The sequence below is a fragment of the Marivivens marinus genome, assembly GCF_035969385.1.
GTDB lineage: Bacteria > Pseudomonadota > Alphaproteobacteria > Rhodobacterales > Rhodobacteraceae > SELP01.
In genome coordinates this window covers 139,523-160,821 of sequence record NZ_JAYKKJ010000007.1, presented here as the reverse complement: position 1 = coordinate 160,821, position 21,299 = coordinate 139,523, and the positions used below count along the sequence as shown (strand labels likewise).

At 63.5% G+C, this 21,299-nt stretch carries 19 protein-coding genes; 7 read left to right on the top strand and 12 right to left on the bottom strand.

Annotation, left to right across the window (positions count from 1 at the left end; genetic code table 11):
* Nucleotides 1-51 precede the first annotated feature (51 nt).
* Together U3648_RS12405 and U3648_RS12400 are read right to left on the bottom strand one after the other, a co-directional pair.
* Nucleotides 52-1,611 carry a trimethylamine methyltransferase family protein gene (locus U3648_RS12405; protein ID WP_420859545.1) on the bottom strand — a complete coding sequence of 520 codons (1,560 nt, stop codon included), beginning with the start codon at nt 1,609-1,611 and terminating at the stop codon, nt 52-54.
* An 85-nt stretch (nt 1,612-1,696) separates the two neighbouring features.
* Nucleotides 1,697-2,392 carry an HAD family hydrolase gene (locus U3648_RS12400; protein ID WP_420859544.1) on the bottom strand — a complete coding sequence of 232 codons (696 nt, stop codon included), beginning with the start codon at nt 2,390-2,392 and terminating at the stop codon, nt 1,697-1,699.
* 111 nt (nt 2,393-2,503) lie between these two features.
* On the opposite strand from U3648_RS12400, the gene U3648_RS12395 reads away from it, so the two are divergent.
* The 4 genes from U3648_RS12395 (at nt 2,504) to U3648_RS12380 (ending at nt 7,694) form a co-directional block, all read left to right on the top strand.
* Entirely contained in the window at nt 2,504-3,130 is a 627-nt protein-coding gene (locus U3648_RS12395; RefSeq protein ID WP_420859543.1) for a Crp/Fnr family transcriptional regulator, read from the top strand.
* A gap of 102 nt (nt 3,131-3,232) precedes the next feature.
* Nucleotides 3,233-4,117 (top strand): MBL fold metallo-hydrolase, encoded by an 885-nt coding sequence (locus U3648_RS12390; RefSeq protein WP_420859542.1) that lies wholly within the window; start codon nt 3,233-3,235, stop codon nt 4,115-4,117.
* Nucleotides 4,118-4,190: 73 nt separating this feature from the next.
* Nucleotides 4,191-5,867 (top strand): bifunctional protein tyrosine phosphatase family protein/NAD(P)/FAD-dependent oxidoreductase, encoded by a 1,677-nt coding sequence (locus U3648_RS12385; RefSeq protein WP_420859541.1) that lies wholly within the window; start codon nt 4,191-4,193, stop codon nt 5,865-5,867.
* A 93-nt stretch (nt 5,868-5,960) separates the two neighbouring features.
* Complete coding sequence (locus U3648_RS12380; RefSeq protein ID WP_420859540.1) at nt 5,961-7,694, top strand: SulP family inorganic anion transporter; 1,734 nt, start codon at nt 5,961-5,963, stop codon at nt 7,692-7,694.
* A 28-nt stretch (nt 7,695-7,722) separates the two neighbouring features.
* Here the strand turns inward: U3648_RS12380 and U3648_RS12375 are convergent, their stop codons facing one another.
* Nucleotides 7,723-8,181, bottom strand: coding sequence for an Lrp/AsnC family transcriptional regulator (locus U3648_RS12375; RefSeq protein ID WP_420859539.1), 459 nt, complete (start codon nt 8,179-8,181; stop codon nt 7,723-7,725).
* A 146-nt stretch (nt 8,182-8,327) separates the two neighbouring features.
* Between U3648_RS12375 and U3648_RS12370 the strand changes: the two genes are divergently transcribed.
* Together U3648_RS12370 and U3648_RS12365 are read left to right on the top strand one after the other, a co-directional pair.
* The gene (locus U3648_RS12370) at nt 8,328-8,762 is read left to right on the top strand and encodes a universal stress protein (RefSeq protein ID WP_420859538.1); all 435 of its coding nucleotides are present in this window, start codon (nt 8,328-8,330) and stop codon (nt 8,760-8,762) included.
* A gap of 18 nt (nt 8,763-8,780) precedes the next feature.
* Nucleotides 8,781-10,328 carry an alanine/glycine:cation symporter family protein gene (locus U3648_RS12365; RefSeq protein WP_420859537.1) on the top strand — a complete coding sequence of 516 codons (1,548 nt, stop codon included), beginning with the start codon at nt 8,781-8,783 and terminating at the stop codon, nt 10,326-10,328.
* Between the two features lie 68 nt (nt 10,329-10,396).
* On the opposite strand, the gene ade is transcribed toward U3648_RS12365, so the two are convergent.
* The 5 genes from ade to bhcA all read right to left on the bottom strand — a co-directional run bounded on the left by ade (nt 10,397) and on the right by bhcA (nt 16,572).
* Nucleotides 10,397-12,091, bottom strand: a complete 1,695-nt coding sequence (gene ade / locus U3648_RS12360) for an adenine deaminase (RefSeq protein ID WP_420859536.1) — start codon at nt 12,089-12,091, stop codon at nt 10,397-10,399.
* 183 nt (nt 12,092-12,274) lie between these two features.
* The gene (gene bhcD / locus U3648_RS12355; protein WP_420859535.1) at nt 12,275-13,252 is read right to left on the bottom strand and encodes an iminosuccinate reductase BhcD; all 978 of its coding nucleotides are present in this window, start codon (nt 13,250-13,252) and stop codon (nt 12,275-12,277) included.
* Nucleotides 13,252-14,415 (bottom strand): 3-hydroxy-D-aspartate aldolase BhcC, encoded by a 1,164-nt coding sequence (gene bhcC, locus U3648_RS12350; protein ID WP_420859534.1) that lies wholly within the window; start codon nt 14,413-14,415, stop codon nt 13,252-13,254. Before bhcC ends, bhcD begins: the two co-directional genes overlap by 1 nt.
* 11 nt (nt 14,416-14,426) lie before the next feature.
* Nucleotides 14,427-15,377, bottom strand: a complete 951-nt coding sequence (gene bhcB / locus U3648_RS12345; protein ID WP_420859533.1) for a beta-hydroxyaspartate dehydratase BhcB — start codon at nt 15,375-15,377, stop codon at nt 14,427-14,429.
* A gap of 7 nt (nt 15,378-15,384) precedes the next feature.
* A complete protein-coding gene (gene bhcA, locus U3648_RS12340; RefSeq protein ID WP_420859532.1) occupies nt 15,385-16,572 on the bottom strand; it encodes an L-aspartate--glyoxylate aminotransferase BhcA in 1,188 nt (395 codons plus the stop codon).
* A 201-nt stretch (nt 16,573-16,773) separates the two neighbouring features.
* Here bhcA and U3648_RS12335 point away from each other — a divergent pair, with 201 nt between their 5' ends.
* Nucleotides 16,774-17,601 (top strand): IclR family transcriptional regulator, encoded by an 828-nt coding sequence (locus U3648_RS12335; protein ID WP_420859531.1) that lies wholly within the window; start codon nt 16,774-16,776, stop codon nt 17,599-17,601.
* Here U3648_RS12335 and U3648_RS12330 read toward each other — a convergent pair.
* The 4 genes from U3648_RS12330 to U3648_RS12315 all read right to left on the bottom strand — a co-directional run bounded on the left by U3648_RS12330 (nt 17,570) and on the right by U3648_RS12315 (nt 21,239).
* Nucleotides 17,570-18,661 carry a THUMP domain-containing class I SAM-dependent RNA methyltransferase gene (locus tag U3648_RS12330; RefSeq protein WP_420859530.1) on the bottom strand — a complete coding sequence of 364 codons (1,092 nt, stop codon included), beginning with the start codon at nt 18,659-18,661 and terminating at the stop codon, nt 17,570-17,572. The two genes, U3648_RS12335 and U3648_RS12330, sit on opposite strands and share 32 nt — an antisense overlap.
* A 246-nt stretch (nt 18,662-18,907) precedes the next feature.
* Complete coding sequence (nuoF, locus tag U3648_RS12325; RefSeq protein WP_420859529.1) at nt 18,908-20,188, bottom strand: NADH-quinone oxidoreductase subunit NuoF; 1,281 nt, start codon at nt 20,186-20,188, stop codon at nt 18,908-18,910.
* A gap of 4 nt (nt 20,189-20,192) precedes the next feature.
* Nucleotides 20,193-20,417, bottom strand: coding sequence for a DUF5337 domain-containing protein (locus U3648_RS12320; RefSeq protein ID WP_420859528.1), 225 nt, complete (start codon nt 20,415-20,417; stop codon nt 20,193-20,195).
* 18 nt (nt 20,418-20,435) lie between these two features.
* On the bottom strand, nt 20,436-21,239 hold the full coding sequence (locus U3648_RS12315) for an NADH-quinone oxidoreductase subunit E (protein ID WP_420859527.1): 804 nt from the start codon (nt 21,237-21,239) through the stop codon (nt 20,436-20,438).
* Nucleotides 21,240-21,299: the final 60 nt, after the last annotated feature.

Genomic DNA, 21,299 nt, shown 5'->3' with positions numbered 1-21,299 from the left:
TTTGGGTGCAATCGACAAACCGTGATTGCTCTGCTGCCGAAAAGGCGCGCCTCAGAAATCTGTCGGCGCGCCGCCCTCTGCCTTGCGGCGTGCGACGAAGTCAGCCAGTTCCTCGGCGATTCCCGCATCCATCGGCGGGGCCTCGAAATTGGCGATGATGTCCTTGAACACCCGATGCGCCCGTTCCGGCGTCCAGACGCTGCCCGCCACTTCCCAGGCCTCGAAGTTGCGCCAGTCGCTGACAAAGGGTTCGTAGAAGGCGGTCTGATAGCGGTCCTGCGTGTGCTGGATGCCAAAGAAATGGCCGTTCGGGCCGACCTCTTTGATGGCCTCGACGGCAATGGCCTCGGGGCTGGTGTCGCAGATCTCCGGCTCCAGATAGCGTTGGATCATCTGGATTACCTCGCAATCCATGACGAATTTCTCGGGGCTGGCGATCAGCCCGCCCTCCAGCCAGCCTGCCGCGTGATAGACCACGTTGGTGCCCGATTGCACCGCCGACCACAGCGCGTTCGACGTTTCCCACATCGCCTGCCCGTCCGGCACGTTGGCCGCGCAAGACCCTGACGCCCGCATCGGCAGCCCGTAGAACCGGGCCATCTGGCCGGTCATCTGGGTGGCGCGCATGTATTCAGGTGTGCCAAAGGCGGGCGCGCCCGACTTCATGTCCACGTTCGACGTAAAGGTGCCGATGACGCAGGGACAGCCCGGGCGCACATATTGGAACAGTGCAATTGCCGACAGCGCCTCGGCGATCGACAGGGTCACGGCCCCCGCCATGGTCACCGGCGCCATCGCGCCCGCCAGCGTGAAGGGGGTGACATAAACCGCCTGCCCCTTGCGCACCAGCCGCAGGCAGCCGTCGATCATCGGCTCGTCATGCTTCAGCGGAGAGGTAGAGTTAATGTTGGTGTACATATGCGGGCGGGATTCAAACTCCTCATGGGTCAGCCCCCCGGCGATCCGCACCATCTCCATCACATCCTCGACCCGTTCCCGGCCAAGGCTGTAGGCATGGGCCACCTTGTCGGTCAGCACCAGCTTGTCATGGACCACGTCCAGATGCCGGACCGAGGCATGAACATCCACAGGTTCGACCGGGTAGCCGCCCGCGAAATGGATGCAGTTGAAATGCTGGGTCAGTTTCAGCAGGTTGGCGCACTGTTCGCGGTTGCCCGACACCTTGCGCCCGATCTCAAGGTCGAAGTAGTTGGGCGGCGACGACACGTTGCCAAACAGGATGTGCTTGCCACCGACCGTGATCTGCTTGTCCGGGTTGCGCGGGGTGATCGTGAACTGGGCCGGGGCCTTGCCGACCATCTCCATCACCCAGTCGCGGCCCATCTTCACGTTGGTGCCCGCGACCTTGCAGCCTGCTTCCTTGAAAAGCTCGATCGCTTCCTGATTCAGAAACTCGATCCCGATCTCTTCCAGGATGCGCATGGCGCCATCATGAATCGCCTCGACCCCCTCCGGGCCCAGCGGTTCGGTGGGCCGGTCGGTGTTGACCGGCAGGCGCCAGGGGCTTTGCTTGAACAATTCGGCGCTGCGTTTGGCGGTGTTGGCAGCGCGGCCACCGGAACGGCGGCGGCGGTTTGGCGTATCGGCCATGGAGACTCTCCTGTTGTTGGGAAAAGTCTCGCACGGTCCGGGCGGCTTGGTTGGCGCATCAGCGACAGAACCTGTCGTATTTCTTTCAGGTATTCTGCCTGTCCACCCAGTCGGTCAGGTCGGCGATGCTGTCCAGCACGACTTCGGCCGCGGTGGCCAGTTCCTCTGCCCCGGCCGGGCCGGTCAACACACCCACCGGGCGCATCCCCGCCGCCCGCCCGGCGTGCAGGTCGTGCAGGCTGTCACCCACCATGATGCAGTGCGCGGGGTCCAGATCGACCGCACGGGCAAAAGCCAGAAGCGGACCGGGGGCCGGTTTCGCCCCATGCCCGCTGTCGTAACCGGCGATGAAATCGAACGCCTCCTCGACCCCGGCCCGGCCCAGATGGGACCGCGCGGGCGCCTCGGCATCATTGGTGCAAACCCCGATAAGCAGCCCCCTCGCCTTCAGGCCCTCGACAAAGGGCACAAGCGGGGCCGCTTCGATCTGCGGCACCTGCGCCGCCAGCCCGTTCATCCGGCTGATCAGCGACGCTTTGTCGGTCTCGGGCAGCAGCGGCAGGATGTGGCTCGCGACCACATCCACCGTTTCGGCAATGACGATGGACCCGGGAAAGAAGACTTTGTTGGCAAGGTCATAGCCCAGCCGGTCGGCCAGTTGCTGAACACGGTCCAGATCGCCACCGACTTCGGACAAAAGCAGCGTTTCGGTAAACGCCCCCCATGTCGCGTTGAAATCGAACAGCGTGCCGTCCTTGTCGAAAAGAATACCTTTGATCATGGGCGCAGTGGAACGACAGCGCGCGCCGCCTGTCAACTGTGGATCATCCGCCGCAGGCAGGATCCCCTGAAACGTCTTTGCCTCCGGACAGCTTTGACCGATAGTCGGGGCATGGACAGCGCCCTTTCCCCCCTCGACCTTGCCCGTGCCGCGGGTCATGTGGTGACCGTCCCCAAGGGCGCGTCTGTCTTTGGAGTGGGCCAGACCCCGGATCATCTGCTTCTGGTGACGCGGGGCGTGGTGCGGGTGCAGCAAGCGACCGAAGGCGGGCGCGAGATTGTCCTCTACCGGGTGCACGCTGGGGAAAGCTGCGTTCTGACAACCGCCTGCCTGATCGGCGAAGAGCCCTATTCCGCCGAAGGCATCGCCGAGACCGAGGCAGAGGCGATCGCCGTGCCAAAGGCCGCATTCGACCGGCTCATCGCCTCCTCCGCGACATTTCGGAAATTCGTCTTCGCCTCTTATTCGCAGCGCATGGCCGACCTGTTCCTGACGATCGAGGAAATTGCCTTTCATCGAATCGACATGCGGCTGGCCGACAAGCTTCTGGAACTGTCGGATGGGTCCGGGGTGCAGGCAACGCACCAACAGCTTGCCGCCGAACTGGGCACCGCGCGCGAGGTCGTATCGCGCCAATTGCTTGAATTTCAACGGCGTGGCTGGATCGAACAGGGGCGTGGCCGCATCATGCTTTTGGCCCCGGATCGCCTGCGCGCCTTTGTCAGTACCAATCGCTGACAGAATTTCTTGACACCCCCCTTGTATACAGACATACACATTCCAATATTGCGATATGTAAAGACGACATATCCCCGAACGACAGAACACGAGGAGTTCATCATGGCCATTCCGTCCACCGATCTTTCGGTCAAACCCGAGGTCACCGCGTTTTTCGACCCGGCGACAAACACGATTTCCTATGTGGTCAAGGATCCTAATTCGAACGCCTGTGCCATCGTCGACAGCGTCATGGACATCGACTATGCCGCCGGGCGGATCACCTATGAAAACGCCGACGAAATCATCAAGTTCGTGCAGGACAACGGGCTGAAGCTGGAATGGCAGATCGAAACCCATGTCCACGCCGACCACCTGTCCGCCGCGCCCTACATTCAGGACAAACTGGGCGGCAAAATCGGCATCGGTGAAAACATCACCATCGTGCAGGACACTTTTGGCAAGGTCTTCAACGAAGGCACCGAATTCCAGCGCGACGGGTCGCAGTTCGACCGGCTGTTCAAGGACGGCGACACCTACCAGATCGGTACCATGACCGGGTTCGCGATCCACACCCCCGGCCATACCCCCGCCTGCATGACCCATGTCATCGGCGACGCGGCCTTTGTTGGCGACACACTGTTCATGCCCGACGGCGGATCGGCCCGCGCCGATTTCCCGGGTGGCGATGCCGGCATCCTCTACGATTCGATCATGCGGGTGCTGGAGCTGCCCGATGAAACCCGCCTGTTCATGTGCCACGACTACGGCCCCAACGGTCGCGACATCAAATGGGAAACCACCGTGGGCGAAGAACGGGAACACAACATCCACGTCGGCACCGGCAAGACCAAAGACGATTTCGTCAAGTTCCGCACCGAACGCGATGCGACCCTTGATATGCCCAAGCTGATCATCCCCTCGCTGCAGGTGAACATGCGCGCGGGCGAAATTCCGACCGACAAGGACGGCAAGAAGATGCTGAAGGTGCCGGTCAACGGCCTCTGAAGACACTTTTAAAGGCCCGGCCACAGCGCCGGGCCTTGCCACCTTTGGGCGGCACAGCACAGGAACGGGACATATGGACATCAAGACAATTTCATCGCGGATCTCGGTTTCGCCGCAAATCGCTGCCTCCGACATCGACGCGATCAAGGCCGCGGGCTTCCGCGCGATCATCTGCAACCGCCCCGATGGCGAGGCCGCGGATCAGCCGACCTATGAAGAGATCGAATCCGCCGCGAAAACCGCGGGGCTGGAAATCGCCTATCTGCCGATCGTCGCCGGCAAGGTAAGCGATCAGGACGCCGCCGATTTCGGGACCGCGCTTGATACCCTGCCCGGCCCGGTGCTTGCCTACTGCCGGACCGGCACCCGGTCGGCGACGCTCTGGTCGCTCAGCCAGGCGGCGACAATGGCCCCGGCGGACATCCTGTCGGCCACCAAGGCGGCGGGCTATGACATGGGCGGTGTGGTGCGCCGCATTGTCAACGGCGGCAAGACCCCGACGACCCAGACCGACGCCAGCTATGACGTGGTGATCGTCGGCGCGGGCGCGGGCGGCATCTCGGTCGCCTCGTCGCTGAAGGCGCGCAAGCCCGATCTGGACATCGCCATCATCGACCCCGCCGACATCCACTACTACCAACCCGGCTGGACCTTGGTTGGCGGCGGCGTCTTTGACGCGCAGGACACCGCCAAGACCATGGGCAGCCTGATCCCCAAAGGGGTCCATTGGATCAAATCCGCCGTCGCGGCCTTTGAGCCCAAGGACAATGCCGTTATCCTCGATGGCTGCCGGGTTGTCGGCTACAAACGTCTGGTCGTCACGCCGGGGCTGAAACTCGACTGGAACAAGGTCGAGGGACTGGTAGAAACGCTGGGCAAGAACGGCGTCACCTCCAACTACCGCTATGATCTGGCCCCCTACACTTGGAAGCTGGTGAAAGAGTTGAAAGAGGGCCGCGCCCTGTTCACCCAGCCACCGATGCCGATCAAATGCGCGGGTGCCCCGCAAAAGGCGATGTACCTGTCCGGCGACCACTGGTTCCGGACCGGCGTGCTGAAGGACATCGACATCCAGTTCATGAACGCGGGCGGCGTGCTGTTCGGGGTCAAGGATTACGTCCCCGCGCTTGAAGAATATGTCCAGAAATACGACGCGACGCTGAACTTCTTCCACAACCTTGTGGCTGTGGATGGCACGGCCCGCACGGCCACCTTCGAAGTGGCCAAACCGGACACACCGAAGGAACGGGTCACGGTCGAGTTCGACATGATACATGTCACCCCGCCGCAGACCGCGCCCGATTTCATCCGCGTGTCGCCGCTGGCCGATGCCGCTGGATGGGTCGATGTGGATCAGGCCACCCTGCGCCACAAGACCTATGACAACATCTGGAGCCTTGGCGACGTGATGAACGCCCCCAACGCCAAAACTGCCGCCGCCGCCCGGATGCAGGCCCCCATCGTGGCCACCAATCTGGCCGCCGACATCGACGGCAAGGGCCCGCAGGTGCAATACAACGGCTATGGCTCCTGCCCGCTGACCGTTGAGCGTGGCAAGATCGTTCTGGCCGAGTTTGGCTATGGCGGTGCGCTGCTGCCTTCTTTCCCGAAATGGCTGCTGAACGGGACCAAGCCGACGCGGCTGGCCTGGTGGCTGAAGGAAACCGCCCTGCCGCCGATCTATTGGAAGGCCATGCTGCGTGGCCGCGAATGGATGGTCAAACCGGAAAAAGTAACGGTTTCCAGCTAACAAACGCACCGGACCGCCCCAAGAACGGGGCGGGTCGGGACCCCGGCAGGCCCCCCTGTCGGCCCTTTTCTCTTTCGCCTTTGGATTACTGCAATGATCCCCAAGACCCTCGCCCGCTACATGCCGATCCTTGACTGGGGCCGGACCTACGACACGGGCGCCCTATCGAACGACCTGATCGCCGCCGTGATCGTGACGATCATGCTGGTCCCCCAATCACTGGCCTATGCCCTGCTCGCCGGGCTGCCGCCCGAGGCGGGTATCTATGCCTCGATCGTGCCGATCATCTTCTATGCCATGTTCGGAACCAGCCGGGCGCTGGCGGTCGGGCCGGTCGCGGTTGTGTCGCTGATGACCGCCGCCGCCGTGGGGCAAGTCGCCGAAAGCGGGACGATGGGATACGCCGCCGCCGCGCTGACGCTTGCGTTTCTGTCGGGGGTCTTCCTGCTGATCCTTGGCTTCCTTCGTCTAGGCTTCATCGCCAACTTCCTGTCGCACCCGGTCATCGCGGGCTTCATCACCGCCTCGGGCATCCTGATCGCCACCAGTCAGGTCGGCCATATCCTGGGCATCAAAAGCGAAGGACACACGCTGATCCATCGGCTGGAAAGCCTGTGGCACAACCTAGGACAGATGAACCTGATCACCGCCATCATCGGCATTGCCGCCACGGCCTTCCTGTTCTGGGTCCGCAAGGGGCTGAAGCCGCTGTTGCGCAGCTACGGGCTTGGCCCGCGCCTTGCCGATGTGATCACGAAGGCCGGGCCGGTTGCCGCCGTGGTGGCGACCACCGTCGCCACATGGGGTCTGGGACTGGCCGACCGGGGCGTCGCCGTCGTGGGCGAGGTGCCGCAAAGCCTGCCGCCCCTGACCCTGCCCGACCTGTCGTCGGAACTTGTGGGCCAGCTTCTGATCCCCGCGATCCTGATCTCCATCATCGGCTTCGTCGAATCCATCTCGGTCGCGCAGACCTTGGCAGCCAAGAAGCGGCAGCGGATCAAGCCGGATCAGGAGTTGATCGGCCTTGGCATGGCGAACGTCGGCGCGGCCTTCACCGGCGGTTATCCGGTCACCGGGGGCTTTGCCCGCTCGGTCGTGAACTTTGACGCGGGCGCCGAAACCCCCGCCGCCGGGGCCTTTACCGCCGTGGGCCTTGCCATCGCCGCCGTCGCCCTGACGCCGCTGGTCTTCTTCCTGCCGAAGGCGACGCTGGCCGCCACGATCATCGTCGCGGTCCTGTCGCTTGTGGACCTGTCGATCCTGAAAAAGGCCTGGGGCTATTCCTTTGCCGATTTCCTTGCCGTGGCCGCCACCATCACCGTGACATTGGCCATGGGGGTCGAGGCGGGCGTGTCGGCGGGCGTGATCCTGTCCATCGCCCTGCACCTCTACAAAACCTCCAAGCCGCATATCGCCGAGGTGGGCCTTGTCCCCGGCACCCAACACTTCCGCAACGTGAAGCGGCACGCGGTGCTGACCTCGCCCAGCCTGCTGACCATCCGGGTCGACGAAAGCCTCTATTTCGCCAACGCCCGCTTCCTCGAGGACTACATCCTTGACCGGGTGGTGCAGGATTGCCCGATCCGCGACGTGGTGCTGATGTGCCCGGCAGTGAACGAGGTGGACATGTCCGCCCTCGAAAGCCTCGAGGCGATCAACACCCGCCTGAAGGAGCTGGGCGTCCGGTTCCACCTGTCCGAGGTCAAAGGCCCGGTCATGGACCGGCTGAAGAAGACGCACTTCCTTGACGATCTGACCGGCGAGGTCTTCCTTGCGCAGTTCGATGCGCTGGCGGCCCTGTCGCCGGAAACCGCCAAGGCCGCCTGATAGCGATAGGGGCCGGGACACCCGGCCCCTACCCTTCCAGATAGAAGCCCCGGAATTCCTTGACGGTCGACAGGCTCAGCAGGGTTTTCATCTTGGCCACCGACGGAATGTCAGACAGACGGTTGCGATAGAGCGCCTCGTAGGCGCTTGTATCCCGCGCCGCCACCCGCATCAGGTAATCGAACTCGCCCGAGATCAGGTGACATTCCAGAACCTCGGGCATCCGCGCGATGGCTTCTTCAAAGGCAGCGATATCCTCGCGCCGCTGGCTGGTCAGCTGCACCTCGATAAAAACCTGAATTTCCAGCCCGATTGCGCGGCGGTTCAACCGCGCCGCGTAATTCGCGATCTTGCCGGACTGCTCCAAAAGTTTTACCCGCCGGTGACAGGCCGACAGGGATAGCCCGACCTCTTCCGACAGGCGGGCCATCGAAATCTGCCCGTCTTTCTGAAGAACAGAAAGAATACGGATATCCAATGTATCCATTGTAAATTTTCCCACTCATGCCGCGTTTCACTCGAGTATTTCCGGAAATTTTCCGAAATCAAGGAAAATGAGGCGATCATTTCCGCCGATTTCAATGGCATACTGACCCTGTCCAAAGGGACATAATCAAAAGAGGGAGGGACAAGATGCCCCAAAAAATCGTCGTCGGCTTTGACGGCAGCGAAAGCGCAAACCGGGCGCTGGAGTTCGCGGTCGATCGCGCCAAGGCACAGGGCGGCAGCGTGCTGCTGGTCCATGTGCTGGAATGGTCACCCTATTCGTTCCTGACACCGACCGAGCTGGAAGAGCGCCACAAGCGCCGCAGCGAGGAACTGGCGCGCGCGCAAAGCGCGTTGATCGACCCGGTCCTGTCGCGCCTTGGCGACGCGGGCGTCCCGGTCGAGGCTTCGGTCAAATACGGCCATATCGCCGAGGTTCTGGCCGCATCCGCGAAAGAGGCGGGCGCCAACCAGATCGTCATCGGCCGCACCGGGCATTCCGGCATGGCCAGCCGCATCTTCGGGTCGGTCGCGGGCAGCCTTGCACAGGCCGCACCCGTGCCCGTCACCATCGTGCCGTAAGCCTTCAGGGGGACATACATGACACGCATTTTCAAATCCGCGGCGCTGGCCGCGACCGGCCTTGCCTTGGGCGCCGCCCCGGCCATGGCCCAAAGCCTTGATGAAAAGGTGAACGAAGTCTTCGCCAATTCGACGGGCTGGTTCGTCAACTTCATCTTCAGCCCGTTTCCGGGGACAAGCTTCCCCTGGATCGTGATGTGGCTGGTGATTGCGGCGACCGTCTTCACGCTCTACTTCGGCTTCGTGCAGTTCCGCACCTTCGGCCACGCGATCCGGCTTGTCCGGGGCGATTATTCGGACCCGAACGACGCGGGCGAGGTCAGCCACTTTCAGGCGCTGGCAACCGCCCTGTCCGGCACCGTCGGCCTTGGCAACATCGCCGGTGTGGCGGTGGCCGTGGGCATCGGCGGCCCGGGCGCGACCTTCTGGATGATCCTTGCCGGTCTTCTGGGCATGGCATCGAAATTCACAGAATGTACGCTGGGCGTCAAATACCGCAATGAATACGACGACGGCACCGTCTCCGGTGGCCCGATGTATTACATGACCAAGGGCTTTGCCGAACGTGGCCTGCCCGCGGGCAAGTTCCTTGCGGTGCTTTTCGCGATCTTCTGCATCCTTGGCGCCTTCGGCGGCGGCAACATGTTCCAGGCCAATCAGGCCCATGCCCAGTTGACCAATGTGATCGGTGACTATCCGGGCTGGATCACCGGGGTGGTCTTTGCCGTGATCGTCTTCCTTGTGATCGTCGGCGGGCTGAAATCCATCGCCAGCGTCACTGAAAAGGTCGTGCCCTTCATGGGGGTGATGTATGTCGCCGCCGCGCTGATCATCCTGTTGATGAATATCGACAAGATCGGTTGGGCCTTTGGCCAGATCTTTGCGGGCGCCTTTACCGGGGCCGGTGTTGCGGGCGGTATGGTCGGCGCGCTGATCCAGGGCTTCAAGCGGGCCGCCTTCTCGAACGAGGCCGGGGTCGGCTCTGCCGCCATCGCGCACTCTGCCGTGAAGACCAAGGAACCGATCACCGAAGGATTCGTGTCGCTTCTGGAACCCTTCATCGACACCGTGGTGATCTGCACCATGACCGCGCTGGTCATCATCATCACCGGGCAGTTGATCCAGGATCCGGCAACCGGCCTTTACCTCTTGGACGAAGGCGCATCGACCATCCAGACCGTGGACGGCAACAAGGGCGTCGCCCTGACCTCTGCCGCCTTCTCCTCGGCCTTTGGCTGGTTCCAGTATGTGCTGGCGCTTGCGGTGATCCTGTTCGCCTTCTCGACCATGATCAGCTGGTCCTACTACGGGCTCAAGGCATGGACCTACCTGTTCGGCGAAGGCAAAATCACGGAACTGGTGTTCAAGATCATCTTCTGCCTCTTCGTGGTGATCGGCGCCGCCGCCAGCCTTAGCCCGGTGATCGACTTCTCGGATGCGGCGATCTTCGCCATGGCCGTTGTCAACATCGTGGCGCTTTACTTCCTGATGCCGATCGTGAGGGGCGAGCTGGACAGCTACCTGTCGCGCCTGCGGTCGGGCCAGATCCGGAAGTTCAAGAACTGAGCCATAACACCCACGAACGTCCCTTGTTCGTGAAACTGGCCGGGCGGCAACGCCCGGCTTCTTTCGTTTCAGCCGATGATTTCGAACTTGGCCACATCGACCAGACCCCGGTCGGTGATTTTCAGCATCGGGATTACCGGCAGGGCAAGGAAGGCCAGTTGCAGAAACGGCTCTTCCAACATAACCCCCAGCGATTTCGCTGCGTCCCGCAGGGCGACCAGCCGGTCGCGGACCTCTTCAAAGGTCAGCAAAGACATCAGCCCGGCAACCGGCAGCGCCAGTTCCGCCAGAACCTTGCCCCCTTCGGTGACGACAAACCCGCCCTCGATCTCGGCCAGCCGGTTGGCCGCCAGCGCCATGTCGTCATAATCGGCCCCCACCACGGCGATGTTGTGATGATCGTGACAGACGGTCGAGGCGATGGCCCCGCGCTTCAATTCGAACCCGTGCACAAAGCCGGTGGCGACATTGCCGTTCTTGCCGTGCCGTTCGATCACCGCGATCTTGATCAGGTCTCGGGCAATGTCGGGCCGCTTGTCACCGTCCTGCACCGGGATCTCCTCGTGCAGGTGTTCGGTGATGATCTTGCCGGGCAGAATGCCGATCACATCGGTCTGGTCGCGGTTCGACGCAGTGCGGAAATGGGCGGCAACAATCGCCGGGGCCTTGACCGACCCGCGCCCGATGGGGGGGATTTCGGACCGGGCGGCAAAGGCGGCCTCGCCCACCCGGACCCCACCGGCCCAGACTGCGCGGGCGTCGCAACCCTCCAGACTGCCCAGCGCCACGATATCGGCCCGTTTGCCCGGCGCGATCTGTCCCCGATCCTTCAGGCCAAAGGCCTCTGCCGCCGACAGGCTGGCCGCGCGGTAGATGGCGACGGGATCGACCCCTTCGGCGATGGCATGACGGATCATGTAGTCCAGATGCCCATGTTCCCCGATATCCAGTGGGTTCCGGTCATCCGTGCACAGGCACATATAGGCCGAAGTCAGCGGCGTCAGCAGCGGCAGAAGCGCATCCAGATCCTTCGACACCGACCCCTCGCGGATCAGCACGCGCATGCCCTTTTGCAACTTCTCGCGGGCCTCGGCGGCGGTGGTCGCCTCGTGTTCGGTGCGGATGCCCGCCGCGACATAGGCGTTCAGATCCTTGCCCGACAAAAGCGGCGCATGCCCGTCGATATGGCGGCCCTCGAACAGCGCAAGCTTGGCCATGGCTGCCGGGTCGCGGTGGATCACGCCGGGATAGTTCATGAACTCGGCCAGCCCGATCACCTTGGGGTGGGCCATCAACGGGGCAAGGTCCGCCGCCTCGATCCGCGCGCCTGCGGTCTCCATCTCGGTCGAGGGCACGCAGGACGACAGGTTCACGCGGATGTCCAGAACCGTCCGGGTCGCGGCCTCTAGGAAGTATTCGATCCCCGGAACGCCAAGAACATTGGCGATCTCATGCGGGTCGCAGATGCAAGTGGTGACGCCGCGCGGGGTGACGCAGCGGTCAAACTCGAAAGGGGTGATCAGGCTCGATTCGATATGCAGGTGGGTGTCGATGAAGCCGGGAACCAGCGTCAGACCGGACACATTGACGATCTCGGCCCCGTCATAATCGGCCCCGATCCCGACAATCGTATCGCCGCAGATCGCCACATCGCCCGCGATCAACTCGCCCGTGACAACATCCAGCACCCGGCCGCCCCGCAGAACCAGATCGGCCACTTCATCGCCGCGCCCCTGCGCAATCCGCTTTTCCAAACCCGCCATGTTACCCTCGTCTTGCTGAATGGACCGAGGAAACCGCATTCCCCCGATAGCAGCAAGGGCAGGCCGATCAAAACCAGCCTGCCCTGCTCTCATTTTGCCCCAAATACTCCGGGGTGAATGGCCCGGAACGGGCCAGAGGGGCAGAGCCCCTGAACGTAAGGTGGGTTTCAACCCACCGCCCCGTCACAGGGCGATCCGCTGCGCCTTGCCTTGCTCTTCCGCCAGCTTTGCGGCGACCTGCGCCACCGCCAGATCCTGAAGCCCGACACCGGTTCCGCCGAACAGGGTGATCTCCTCCGCCGACGTCCGGCCTGGATGGGTGCCGTTGATCACCGCCCCGATGGGGGTGATATCCCCCTCGCCCATCAGCCCGTGACCCACCGCATGCTGCGCCTCGCCGATGGTGATCGATTGGGCGACCTCATCGGTGAACACGGTCGCGGCGGTCAGGATCGCCGGGTCGACCTCTTGCTTGCCCTTGGTGTCGGTGCCCATGCAGGCCAGATGGGTGCCCGGCTTGATCCAGTCGCGCATCAGAAGCGGCTCGAAGGCCGAGGTGATGGTGATGATCACATCCGCCTGCGCACCCAACTCCTCGCGCTCCACCCCTTCAAAGGGCAGCCCGGCCTCTTCGGCCACGGCCCGTAGCCGGGGCAGCATGTCCGGATGCGGGTTCCAGGCGACGACCTTTTCAAAGTCGCGCTGTTCCAGCGCCGCGCGCAGCTGGAACGCCGATTGGTGCCCCGCCCCGACCATGCCGATCACCTTGGCGTCCGGCCGCGCCAGATGCGCGATGGACACCGAAGACGCCGCCGCCGTGCGGATCGCGGTCAGGTAATTGCCGCCGACCAGCGCGGCCAGCTGCCCGGTGTCCGGATCGAACAGGAACACAGTGGACTGGTGGTTGGTCAGCCCCTTGGCCGCGTTTCCCGGCCAATAGCCCCCGGATTTCACGCCCAACGCCATGCCCGCCCGGTCGAACCCGGACTTAAAACCGTAAAGCGCGTCCGCATGGCCCAGCGCCTCGCGCACCACGGGAAAGTTCCACGCCTCCCCCGTCGCCATGGCGGCAAATGTACTTTCCACGGCGGCAAAGGCCGCGCCGCGGGTCACGACCGCCTCGCAGGCGGCCTCGTTCACGATCAGCAAACCCTCGGCCATCAGTAGGCCTTTCCACGGGCCGACACGGGCCAAAGGGTTTCAACCTTGCCGTTCCGAACACCGACATACCAGTCATGGACATTCGCCGTCGGGTCGCAGTGACCAGGCACAAGCCGCAGCTTTTCGCCGACCTTCAGCACGCCCTTCGGGTCCGAAACGACGCCGTGTTCATCCGAACATTTGATGTATTCGACATCGTCGCGGCCAAAGACCACCGGCAACCCGCTATCGACCGATTGCGCCTTCAGCCCGGCATCGACAATCGCCTTATCCGCCTTAGCGTGGGACATGACCTGAGTGTAAAGGAACATCGCGTTTTCCCATTCCCCCCGGTCAATGCGGTTCCCGTCCGCGTCAAGGATGCGGCCATAGTCGGCATCCATGAAAGCGTAGGACCCGCACTGCAATTCGTTGTAAACGCCCGAGTTGCTTTCGAAATAATAGCTGCCCGTGCCGCCGCCCGAGACCAGTTCGCATTCGATCCCTTCGGCCTTCAACCCGTCCACGGCGTCCTTCACCTGCGCAATCGCGGCGTCCAGCTTGGCCTTGCGGTCGGTATAGCTGTCCATGTGCTGCATCGCGCCCTGATAGGCCTGAATGCCGGTGAACTTCAGGTTCGGCGCGGCCTCAACCGCCTTGGCAATCTCGATCACCGCCGGGGTCGTGGTGACGCCGCAGCGGCCCGCGCCGCAGTCGATCTCGACAAAAACCTCTAGTTCGGTGCCATGCTTGACCGCCGCCGCTGACAGGTCCGCGACATTGGCGACATCATCGACGCAGACAATGGTCCGCGCGCCCAGCTTGGGCAGGCGGGCCAGACGGTCGACTTTGAGCGGATCACGCACCTGATTGGACACAAGGATATCCTTGATGCCGCCGCGGGCGAAAACCTCGGCCTCGGACACCTTCTGGCAGCAGACGCCGACGGCGCCCCCCATCCGTTCCTGCAGCTTGGCCACATCCACGGATTTATGCATCTTGCCGTGCACCCGGTGACGCATCCCATGCGCCTTGGCATAGTCGCCCATCTTGACGATGTTGCGTTCCAGCGCGTCCAGATCCAGCACGATGCAGGGGGTCTGGATATCGGCCTCGTCCATCCCGGGCAGCGCGGGCACGTCGAACCCGACCTCAAGCCCTTCGAATTTGGTTTCTGCGTTCATGGTATCCTCCTTCACTGCCAGGGCAGTTTGTCCAGATCGACGTTGCCGCCGGTGATGATGACGCCGACCTTCTGGCCCGCGAAAATGTCAGGGTTCTTCAGGATGGTGGCCAGCGGCACGGCGCTGGACGGTTCCATCACGATCTTCATCCGCTTCCAAATCAGCTTCATCGCATCGATGATCTCTTGCTCGGATGCGGTCAGGATGTCGGTCACATGGTTCGACACATAGTGCCATGTGTTTTCCTTCAGCGGCACCTTAAGCCCATCCGCCACCGTCACCGGCGCGTCATCGGCGATGATGTGTCCCGCGCGGAAACTGCGGGCGGCGTCATCGGCCTGCTCCGGTTCGGCGGCATAGATCTTCACGCCGGTCGCGATGTTCGACAAGGTCAGGCAGGTGCCCGACACCATGCCGCCACCGCCAATCGGCGCGATGACCGCGTCCAGCCCCGGCGCCTGTTCCAGCAACTCGCGGCTACAGGTGGCCTGCCCGGTGATCACCCGCAGGTCGTTGTAGGGGTGCACGAACTCGGCCCCGGTCTCGGCCACGACCTCGGCAAAAACCGCTTCGCGCGAGGTGGTCGAGGGTTCGCATTCCACCACGCGGCCGCCATAGCCCTTGACCGCGTCCTTCTTGGCCTGCGGCGCGGTGCGCGGCATGACCACGGTGCAGGGAATGCCCCGGCGCCCGGCGGCATAGGACAGGCAGGTGCCGTGGTTGCCGCTGGAATGGGTGGCAACGCCCCGCGCGGCCTGCTCGTCAGTCAGGCCAAAGACGGCATTGGACGCGCCGCGCGCCTTGAACGCGCCCGCCTTTTGCAGGTTCTCGCATTTGAAGAACAACTCGCACCCGGCAAGCCTGTTGATGAACTCGGACGTCAGGACCGGGGTCCGGTGGATGTAGGGCGCGATCCGGTCATGGGCCGCGATGACGTCATCGAAGGTGGGCCAGTGTGTCATTCGGTCCTCATGCGGCTTTGGACAGCGCGGGGCGCGATTTGCGGAAATAGTCCTGCGCGGCGGCAACCCCGCTGCCCAGGGTGATCGGGTAATCCAGATCGGCCATCGCCATTTCAATTGTGGCAAGGCCCGACAGGACCATGGTTTCGGTCAGCATACCCAGATGGCCGATGCGGAAGGCGCGGCCCTTCATCTGGCCAAGGCCAACCCCGAAGGACACGCCGTAAGCATGGAAGGCGTGATCGGTCAGCGCATCGCTGTTGAATCCTTCGGGGACGTAGATCGCACTGACCGTATCGCTGTACAGGTCGGGCGACTGGGCAACCAGCTTCAGCCCCCATGCCGCGACCGCGCGGCGAACCCCTTCGGCCAGCCGGTGATGGCGGGCATAAACATTGTCCAACCCCTCCTCTTCCAACATGTCCAGCGCCTCGGACAGACCATAGATCAGTTGCAGCGGCGGGGTGTAGGGGAAGCCACCATTGGCATTTGCCCCCATCATGTCCTTGAAGGAAAAGAAGGTGCGCGGCAGGGTCGCCCCCTCCATCGCCGCCAGCGCCTTTGGGCTGACCGCAAGGATCGCCATGCCGGTGGCCAGCATGAACCCCTTCTGGCTGCCCGACACGCAGATATCGACGCCCCAGTCGTCCATCCGGAACGGGACGGAAGCGAGCGATGACACCGCATCGACCATCAACAGCGCCGGATGACCGGCCCTGTTCATCGCCGCCCGCACCGCGCCGATATCGGACAGGACGCCGGTCGCGGTCTCGTTATGGGTGACAAGAACCGCTTTGATGTCATGGGCGGTATCGGCGGCCAACGCCTCGGCGAACTTGTCGGCGGGGGCACCGCTGCCCCAGTCGCATTCGATGATCCGCACGTCCAGCCCGTGCCGCTGGCACAGGTCGATCCACCGGTGCGAGAACATGCCATAGCGCGCGATCAGAACCGCGTCGCCGGGCGACAGGGTGTTGGTGATCGCCGCTTCCCAGCCCCCGGTGCCCGAGGAGGGGAAGGTGATGACGGTGCCCTCGGTCGTGCCGAAAACCGTCTTGCAGCGGTCCAGCACTGGCAGCAGCGTATCCACGAAATCCGGAGCGCGGTGGTCGCGGGTCTGCACCATCATCGCACGGCGCAGGCGGTCAGGGATATTGGTCGGGCCGGGAATGAAAACCGGGTTCTGATCTGACATCGGTGGCTCCTTTCGGGCTGTATGTGCAGATCATGCGACCCCCGCCCCGGTTTCGCAATTTTTTCAAAATTATTTTTCACTTATGGGGTAAAATAACCAAGTAGCTGTTTTTCTGCGATTTAATGCTTTTCAAAGCAGATACGCGCAGAACATTGAAAAATATTTTCACGCGCCTAGACTGGCCTCGACAGGAGACCTGACATGGAAAAACGCAGCCGCGGCCGCCCCCGATCCGCCTTCACCGAATCCACCGCGCCCACGCTTCAGGCGCTGGACCGGGCGCTTCTGGTGCTGGAACATCTGGCCCGGGCCGAGGACCGGACCCTGACCGGAATATCCGAGGCGCTGGACATCCCCGCCCCCACGACCCACCGCATTCTGACCACGCTGCAGAACCGGGGCTTCGCCGCCTTTGACAACGCGGCCCAAACATGGGCCGTCGGGATCGAGGCCTATCGCACCGGGTCCGCCTATCTGCGGCGCACGACGCTTCTGGATGCTGCGCGCCCGGTGATGCGGCACCTGATGGAGGCGACAGGGGAAACCGCGAACCTTGCGGTTCAGGATGGGACCGAGGTGGTCTTCGTCGGTCAGGTCGAAAGCCGGAACCCGATCCGGGCCTTCTTTCACCCCGGCACCCGTACCGCGATGCATGCTTCCGGCACCGGCAAGGCGATCCTTGCCGCCCTGCCCCGCGACCGGCGCGACCGGCTGATCGGGTCAATGCAATTGACCGCCTTTACCGGCAGCACCCTGTCACATCGCCCGGTTCTGGAGGCCGATCTGGACAAGACCGCCGCCCGCGGCTGGTCGTTCGACCGCGAAGAACGGCACATCGGCATGTCCTGCATGGGCGCGGCCATCCGCGATGCGCGGGGCGAGGTTGTGGGCGGGATTTCCATCTCGGGCCCCTCGGCCCGGTTCACCGAAGCGCGGCTTGCGGCCTTCGGGGCGGAAGTGGCCCGCGCGGCGGCGGAAATTTCAGCGGCGATCGGCGCTACAGCTGCGCCTGATACAGCCGGATCTTGATCCCGCCGTTATCAATGGGCGGACCTGCGGACAGGTCCAGCCCCGTCGCCTTGGCCAGCCCCCCGTCCGAGGTGACAAAGCCGACCCGCCAGCCGGCAAATCGTTCCGACAGGACCTTGCCCATCGCGCCATAGAGGCCGAACAACAGCTTCTTGTTGCCGATCCGCCCACCATATGGCGGGTTGATCATCACCAATCCGGGCGGCCCTTCCGGTGGCGCGATGTCCGAGATGGGTTTGCATTCGAACAGGCAGATGTCGTCCACCCCGGCCCGGCCCGCGTTGTCCTGTGCCATGCGCACCGCACCTGCGTCCCTGTCGGACCCGTAGAACCGGGCCGAGGTTGGCCGTTCAGCACCCGTTTTCATCCGCGCCCAACTGGCCGCGTCAAAGCTGGGCAGGTCTTCAAAGGCGAACCGGCGGTCGCGCCCCGGCATCAGCCCGGCGGCCCATTCCGCCGCCTCGATCGGGAAGGTGCCCGACCCGCACATCGGGTCCAGCACGGTCTGGGTCCCGTCAAATCCGCAGGCCCGCAGGCACAGCGCAGCCAGCGTTTCGCGCAGCGGCGCCTTGTTCACCGCGACCTTGTGGCCGCGTTTGTGCAGGCTCTCGCCCGATGTATCGATGGAAAAGGTCACAAGGTTGTCGTCGATCCGCACCTTCAGTTTCAGCGCGGCCTCCGAGTCGATCACTGCGCCGATGCTGTCGGTCAGCGCCTTTTCGATCCGCTGGGCAGCCGCACCCGCGTGATAGATCTTGGACTTGCGGCTTGTCACCTCGACCTTGACCGGCGCGGCCTTGGGCAGGATCGTGGCCCAATCGACCTTCCGCGCGCGTTTGTCGAGCTGGGCCAGGTGGAAGGCGCGGAATTCTTCGACCCGGGCCAACACGCGGGTCGCGCCGCGCAAGACAAGGTTGGCGCGCCAGACCTCGGCCCAGTCGCCCGCGCAGGTCACGCCGCCCGGCGTTTCCGCCACGCTCTTTAACCCGGCCTCGCGCGCCTCGGCGGCAAGGGTCGGTTCAAAGCCCGGCGGGCAGGCAAGGAAAAGTTCCATCGTCATCAAATTCGCCTATCGGGGCGGGATGCCATGGCTACCCAGCCGAAAAAATCGCTCCGATCACGGCCATGATCACCAGAATGACAAACAGCGATGCCGCGACAGGCGCAAGGCGCGGCATCCATGCCGGGCCAACCCGTTCCTCCCCAACCAGTCCGCAGGTTTCGCAGGCCTTGCCCCAAGGATAGGGGCGCGTTCCGCAACTGGGGCAACTGTTGGGGTGGAACTGATTGTATTGCATCGCTCCGGTTATTCAGCCGCGATCCGCTTGCTCTTGATCCGATCCTCGATCTCGTCGCGGAAGTTGCGGATCAGACCCTGGATCGGCCAGGCCGCCGCGTCCCCAAGGGCGCAGATCGTGTGGCCTTCGACCTGCTTGGTCACGTCGAACAGCATGTCGATTTCCTCGACGCTCGCATTGCCCTGCACCAGCCGTTCCATCACCCGCATCATCCAGCCGGTGCCTTCGCGGCAGGGAGTGCACTGGCCACAGCTTTCGTGCTTGTAGAACTTCGACAGGCGCCAGATCGCCTTGATGATATCGACAGAGTTGTCCATCACGATCACCGCAGCGGTGCCAAGGCCCGAGCCCAGCTCTCCGCGCAGGTAGTCGAAGTCCATGATGGCGTCTTTCATCTTCTCGCCACGGACGCAGGGCACGGACGACCCACCGGGGATCACGGCCTTGAGGTTTTCCCAGCCGCCCCGGATACCGCCGCAGTGCTTTTCGATCAGCTCTTCAAAGGTGATCGACATTTCCTCTTCGACGACGCAGGGGTTGTTCACATGGCCCGAGATCGCGAACAGCTTGGTGCCCGCGTTGTTTTGGCGGCCAAAGCCCGCGAACCACGATGCGCCCCGGCGCAGAATGGTCGGCACGACGGCGATGGATTCGACGTTGTTCACCGTGGTCGGGCAGCCATAAAGGCCCGCGCCCGCCGGGAACGGCGGCTTCATCCGCGGCATCCCCTTCTTGCCTTCAAGGCTTTCCAGAAGGGCTGTTTCCTCGCCACAGATATAGGCCCCCGCGCCGTGGTGCAGATAGAGGTCGAAGTCCCAGCCCGACTTGGCGGCATTCTTGCCCAGAAGCCCGGCGGCATAGGCCTCGTCGATGGCGTTTTGCAGGGCTTCACGTTCGCGGATGTATTCGCCGCGCAGGTAGATGTAGCAGGTATGCGCCTGCATCGCGAAGCTGGCAATCAGCGCCCCTTCGATCAGCGTATGCGGATCGTGGCGCATGATTTCCCGGTCCTTGCAGGTGCCCGGTTCGGATTCGTCGGCGTTGATCACAAGGTAGGACGGGCGGCCATCCGATTCCTTGGGCATGAACGACCACTTCAGGCCCGTGGGGAAACCTGCGCCGCCCCGGCCCCGCAGGCCGCTGGCCTTCATCTCGTCGATGATCCAGTCGCGGCCCTTCTTGATGATCGCGGCAGTGCCATCCCAATGCCCACGGGACTGAGCGCCTTTCAGCGTCCGGTCATGCATGCCGTAGATATTGGTAAAGATCCGGTCCTGGTCTTTGAGCATCGGCTCACCCCTTGTCGTTCTGGCGTGACCGCCAGATGCCATAAGTCATCCACAATGCCCAGCCGAAACCGGCAAGGGCGATCAGGTCGAACAGGGCCCGCGTGCGTTGCGGCCAGCCCAGGTGCGACCCAAGATAGGTGGTGACGATCCAGAACAGCCCCGTGGCAACCATCACCTTTGCGGTGCGTTTGCCGGCCTCGGCCCGTTTGCGGTCTGGATCGTCTCCCATCCTGTTCCTTCAATGGCCCTACTTCTTGTAGGTGCCGTCCTTCTTGGCGCGGGCCGCGAATTCGGTCGTGCCGCCCCGGGCCAGAACCCGGGCCTGCTTGATCCATTCGTCGCGCGTGATCCGGCCCTTGAACTTCAGCCGGTCATCAACCCACGTGATTTCCTTGCCCCGCAGACCGGCGATCTGATCGTAGTGCCAGATCCCCATTTCGTTGAGGGTCTTTTCGATGCCCGGCCCGACGCCCTTGATCATCTTCAGATCGTCGGCCTTGCCGCCACGCGGTTTTGTCAGCAGATCGGCGGGGGTGCCATCTTTGGCCACGGGCGGGCGGGCCGGTTTTGAATCGGCAGGCTTGGCCTCTGCCTTGGCAGCGGCAGCTTTGGGCTTTGCGGCAGCCTTCGGTTTTGCTGCGGCCTTGGGCTTTGCCGCCGCTTTCGGCTTGGCGGCTGCCTTGGGCTTCGGTTCGGCCTTGGGTTCGGCCACCGGGACCGGTTCGGGCGCGGGCTCTGCGGCCACCGAGGCCGAGGTCGCGACCGGTGTCGCGGCAGCGGCCGGCGCGGCGGCGGGGCGTGGCGCGGGGGTTGCGGCGGCAGCAACCGGTGCAACGGTCTGCGTCGCCGCGGTCGTCGTCACCCCAGCATCGGCGCAGAAGAACCGGGTCAATACAAACCCAAGCGCGAACAAGACGACCAGCCCGACAATGATCGACAGAACCCACCCCTGATCCGCACCGCGCATCAAAAGGGTGACAACCAGCCCGGCCAGCAGGGCGACAAGCCACGACAGATTGCGGCAGCTGGTGGCTTCGTTTGATTGCGACATGACGCTTAACTCCTTCAACTTCCCTGTTTGGCCCGCCGCGTCATGGCGTGCGGCTTGGCA

Coding starts and splice junctions, on each gene's coding strand:
- ade (WP_420859536.1), bottom strand. CDS start 12,091: ATGGCGGGTTTGGAAAAGCGGATTGCGCAGGGGCGCGGCGATGAAGTG.
- nuoF (WP_420859529.1), bottom strand. CDS start 20,188: ATGCTCAAAGACCAGGACCGGATCTTTACCAATATCTACGGCATGCAT.
- bhcC (WP_420859534.1), bottom strand. CDS start 14,415: ATGAACGCAGAAACCAAATTCGAAGGGCTTGAGGTCGGGTTCGACGTG.
- bhcD (WP_420859535.1), bottom strand. CDS start 13,252: ATGGCCGAGGGTTTGCTGATCGTGAACGAGGCCGCCTGCGAGGCGGTC.
- U3648_RS12320 (WP_420859528.1), bottom strand. CDS start 20,417: ATGGGAGACGATCCAGACCGCAAACGGGCCGAGGCCGGCAAACGCACC.
- U3648_RS12365 (WP_420859537.1), top strand. CDS start 8,781: ATGACACGCATTTTCAAATCCGCGGCGCTGGCCGCGACCGGCCTTGCC.
- U3648_RS12385 (WP_420859541.1), top strand. CDS start 4,191: ATGGACATCAAGACAATTTCATCGCGGATCTCGGTTTCGCCGCAAATC.
- U3648_RS12375 (WP_420859539.1), bottom strand. CDS start 8,181: ATGGATACATTGGATATCCGTATTCTTTCTGTTCTTCAGAAAGACGGG.
- U3648_RS12380 (WP_420859540.1), top strand. CDS start 5,961: ATGATCCCCAAGACCCTCGCCCGCTACATGCCGATCCTTGACTGGGGC.
- U3648_RS12335 (WP_420859531.1), top strand. CDS start 16,774: ATGGAAAAACGCAGCCGCGGCCGCCCCCGATCCGCCTTCACCGAATCC.
- U3648_RS12405 (WP_420859545.1), bottom strand. CDS start 1,611: ATGGCCGATACGCCAAACCGCCGCCGCCGTTCCGGTGGCCGCGCTGCC.
- U3648_RS12370 (WP_420859538.1), top strand. CDS start 8,328: ATGCCCCAAAAAATCGTCGTCGGCTTTGACGGCAGCGAAAGCGCAAAC.
- U3648_RS12390 (WP_420859542.1), top strand. CDS start 3,233: ATGGCCATTCCGTCCACCGATCTTTCGGTCAAACCCGAGGTCACCGCG.
- U3648_RS12315 (WP_420859527.1), bottom strand. CDS start 21,239: ATGTCGCAATCAAACGAAGCCACCAGCTGCCGCAATCTGTCGTGGCTT.
- bhcB (WP_420859533.1), bottom strand. CDS start 15,377: ATGACACACTGGCCCACCTTCGATGACGTCATCGCGGCCCATGACCGG.
- U3648_RS12395 (WP_420859543.1), top strand. CDS start 2,504: ATGGACAGCGCCCTTTCCCCCCTCGACCTTGCCCGTGCCGCGGGTCAT.
- U3648_RS12400 (WP_420859544.1), bottom strand. CDS start 2,392: ATGATCAAAGGTATTCTTTTCGACAAGGACGGCACGCTGTTCGATTTC.
- U3648_RS12330 (WP_420859530.1), bottom strand. CDS start 18,661: ATGACGATGGAACTTTTCCTTGCCTGCCCGCCGGGCTTTGAACCGACC.
- bhcA (WP_420859532.1), bottom strand. CDS start 16,572: ATGTCAGATCAGAACCCGGTTTTCATTCCCGGCCCGACCAATATCCCT.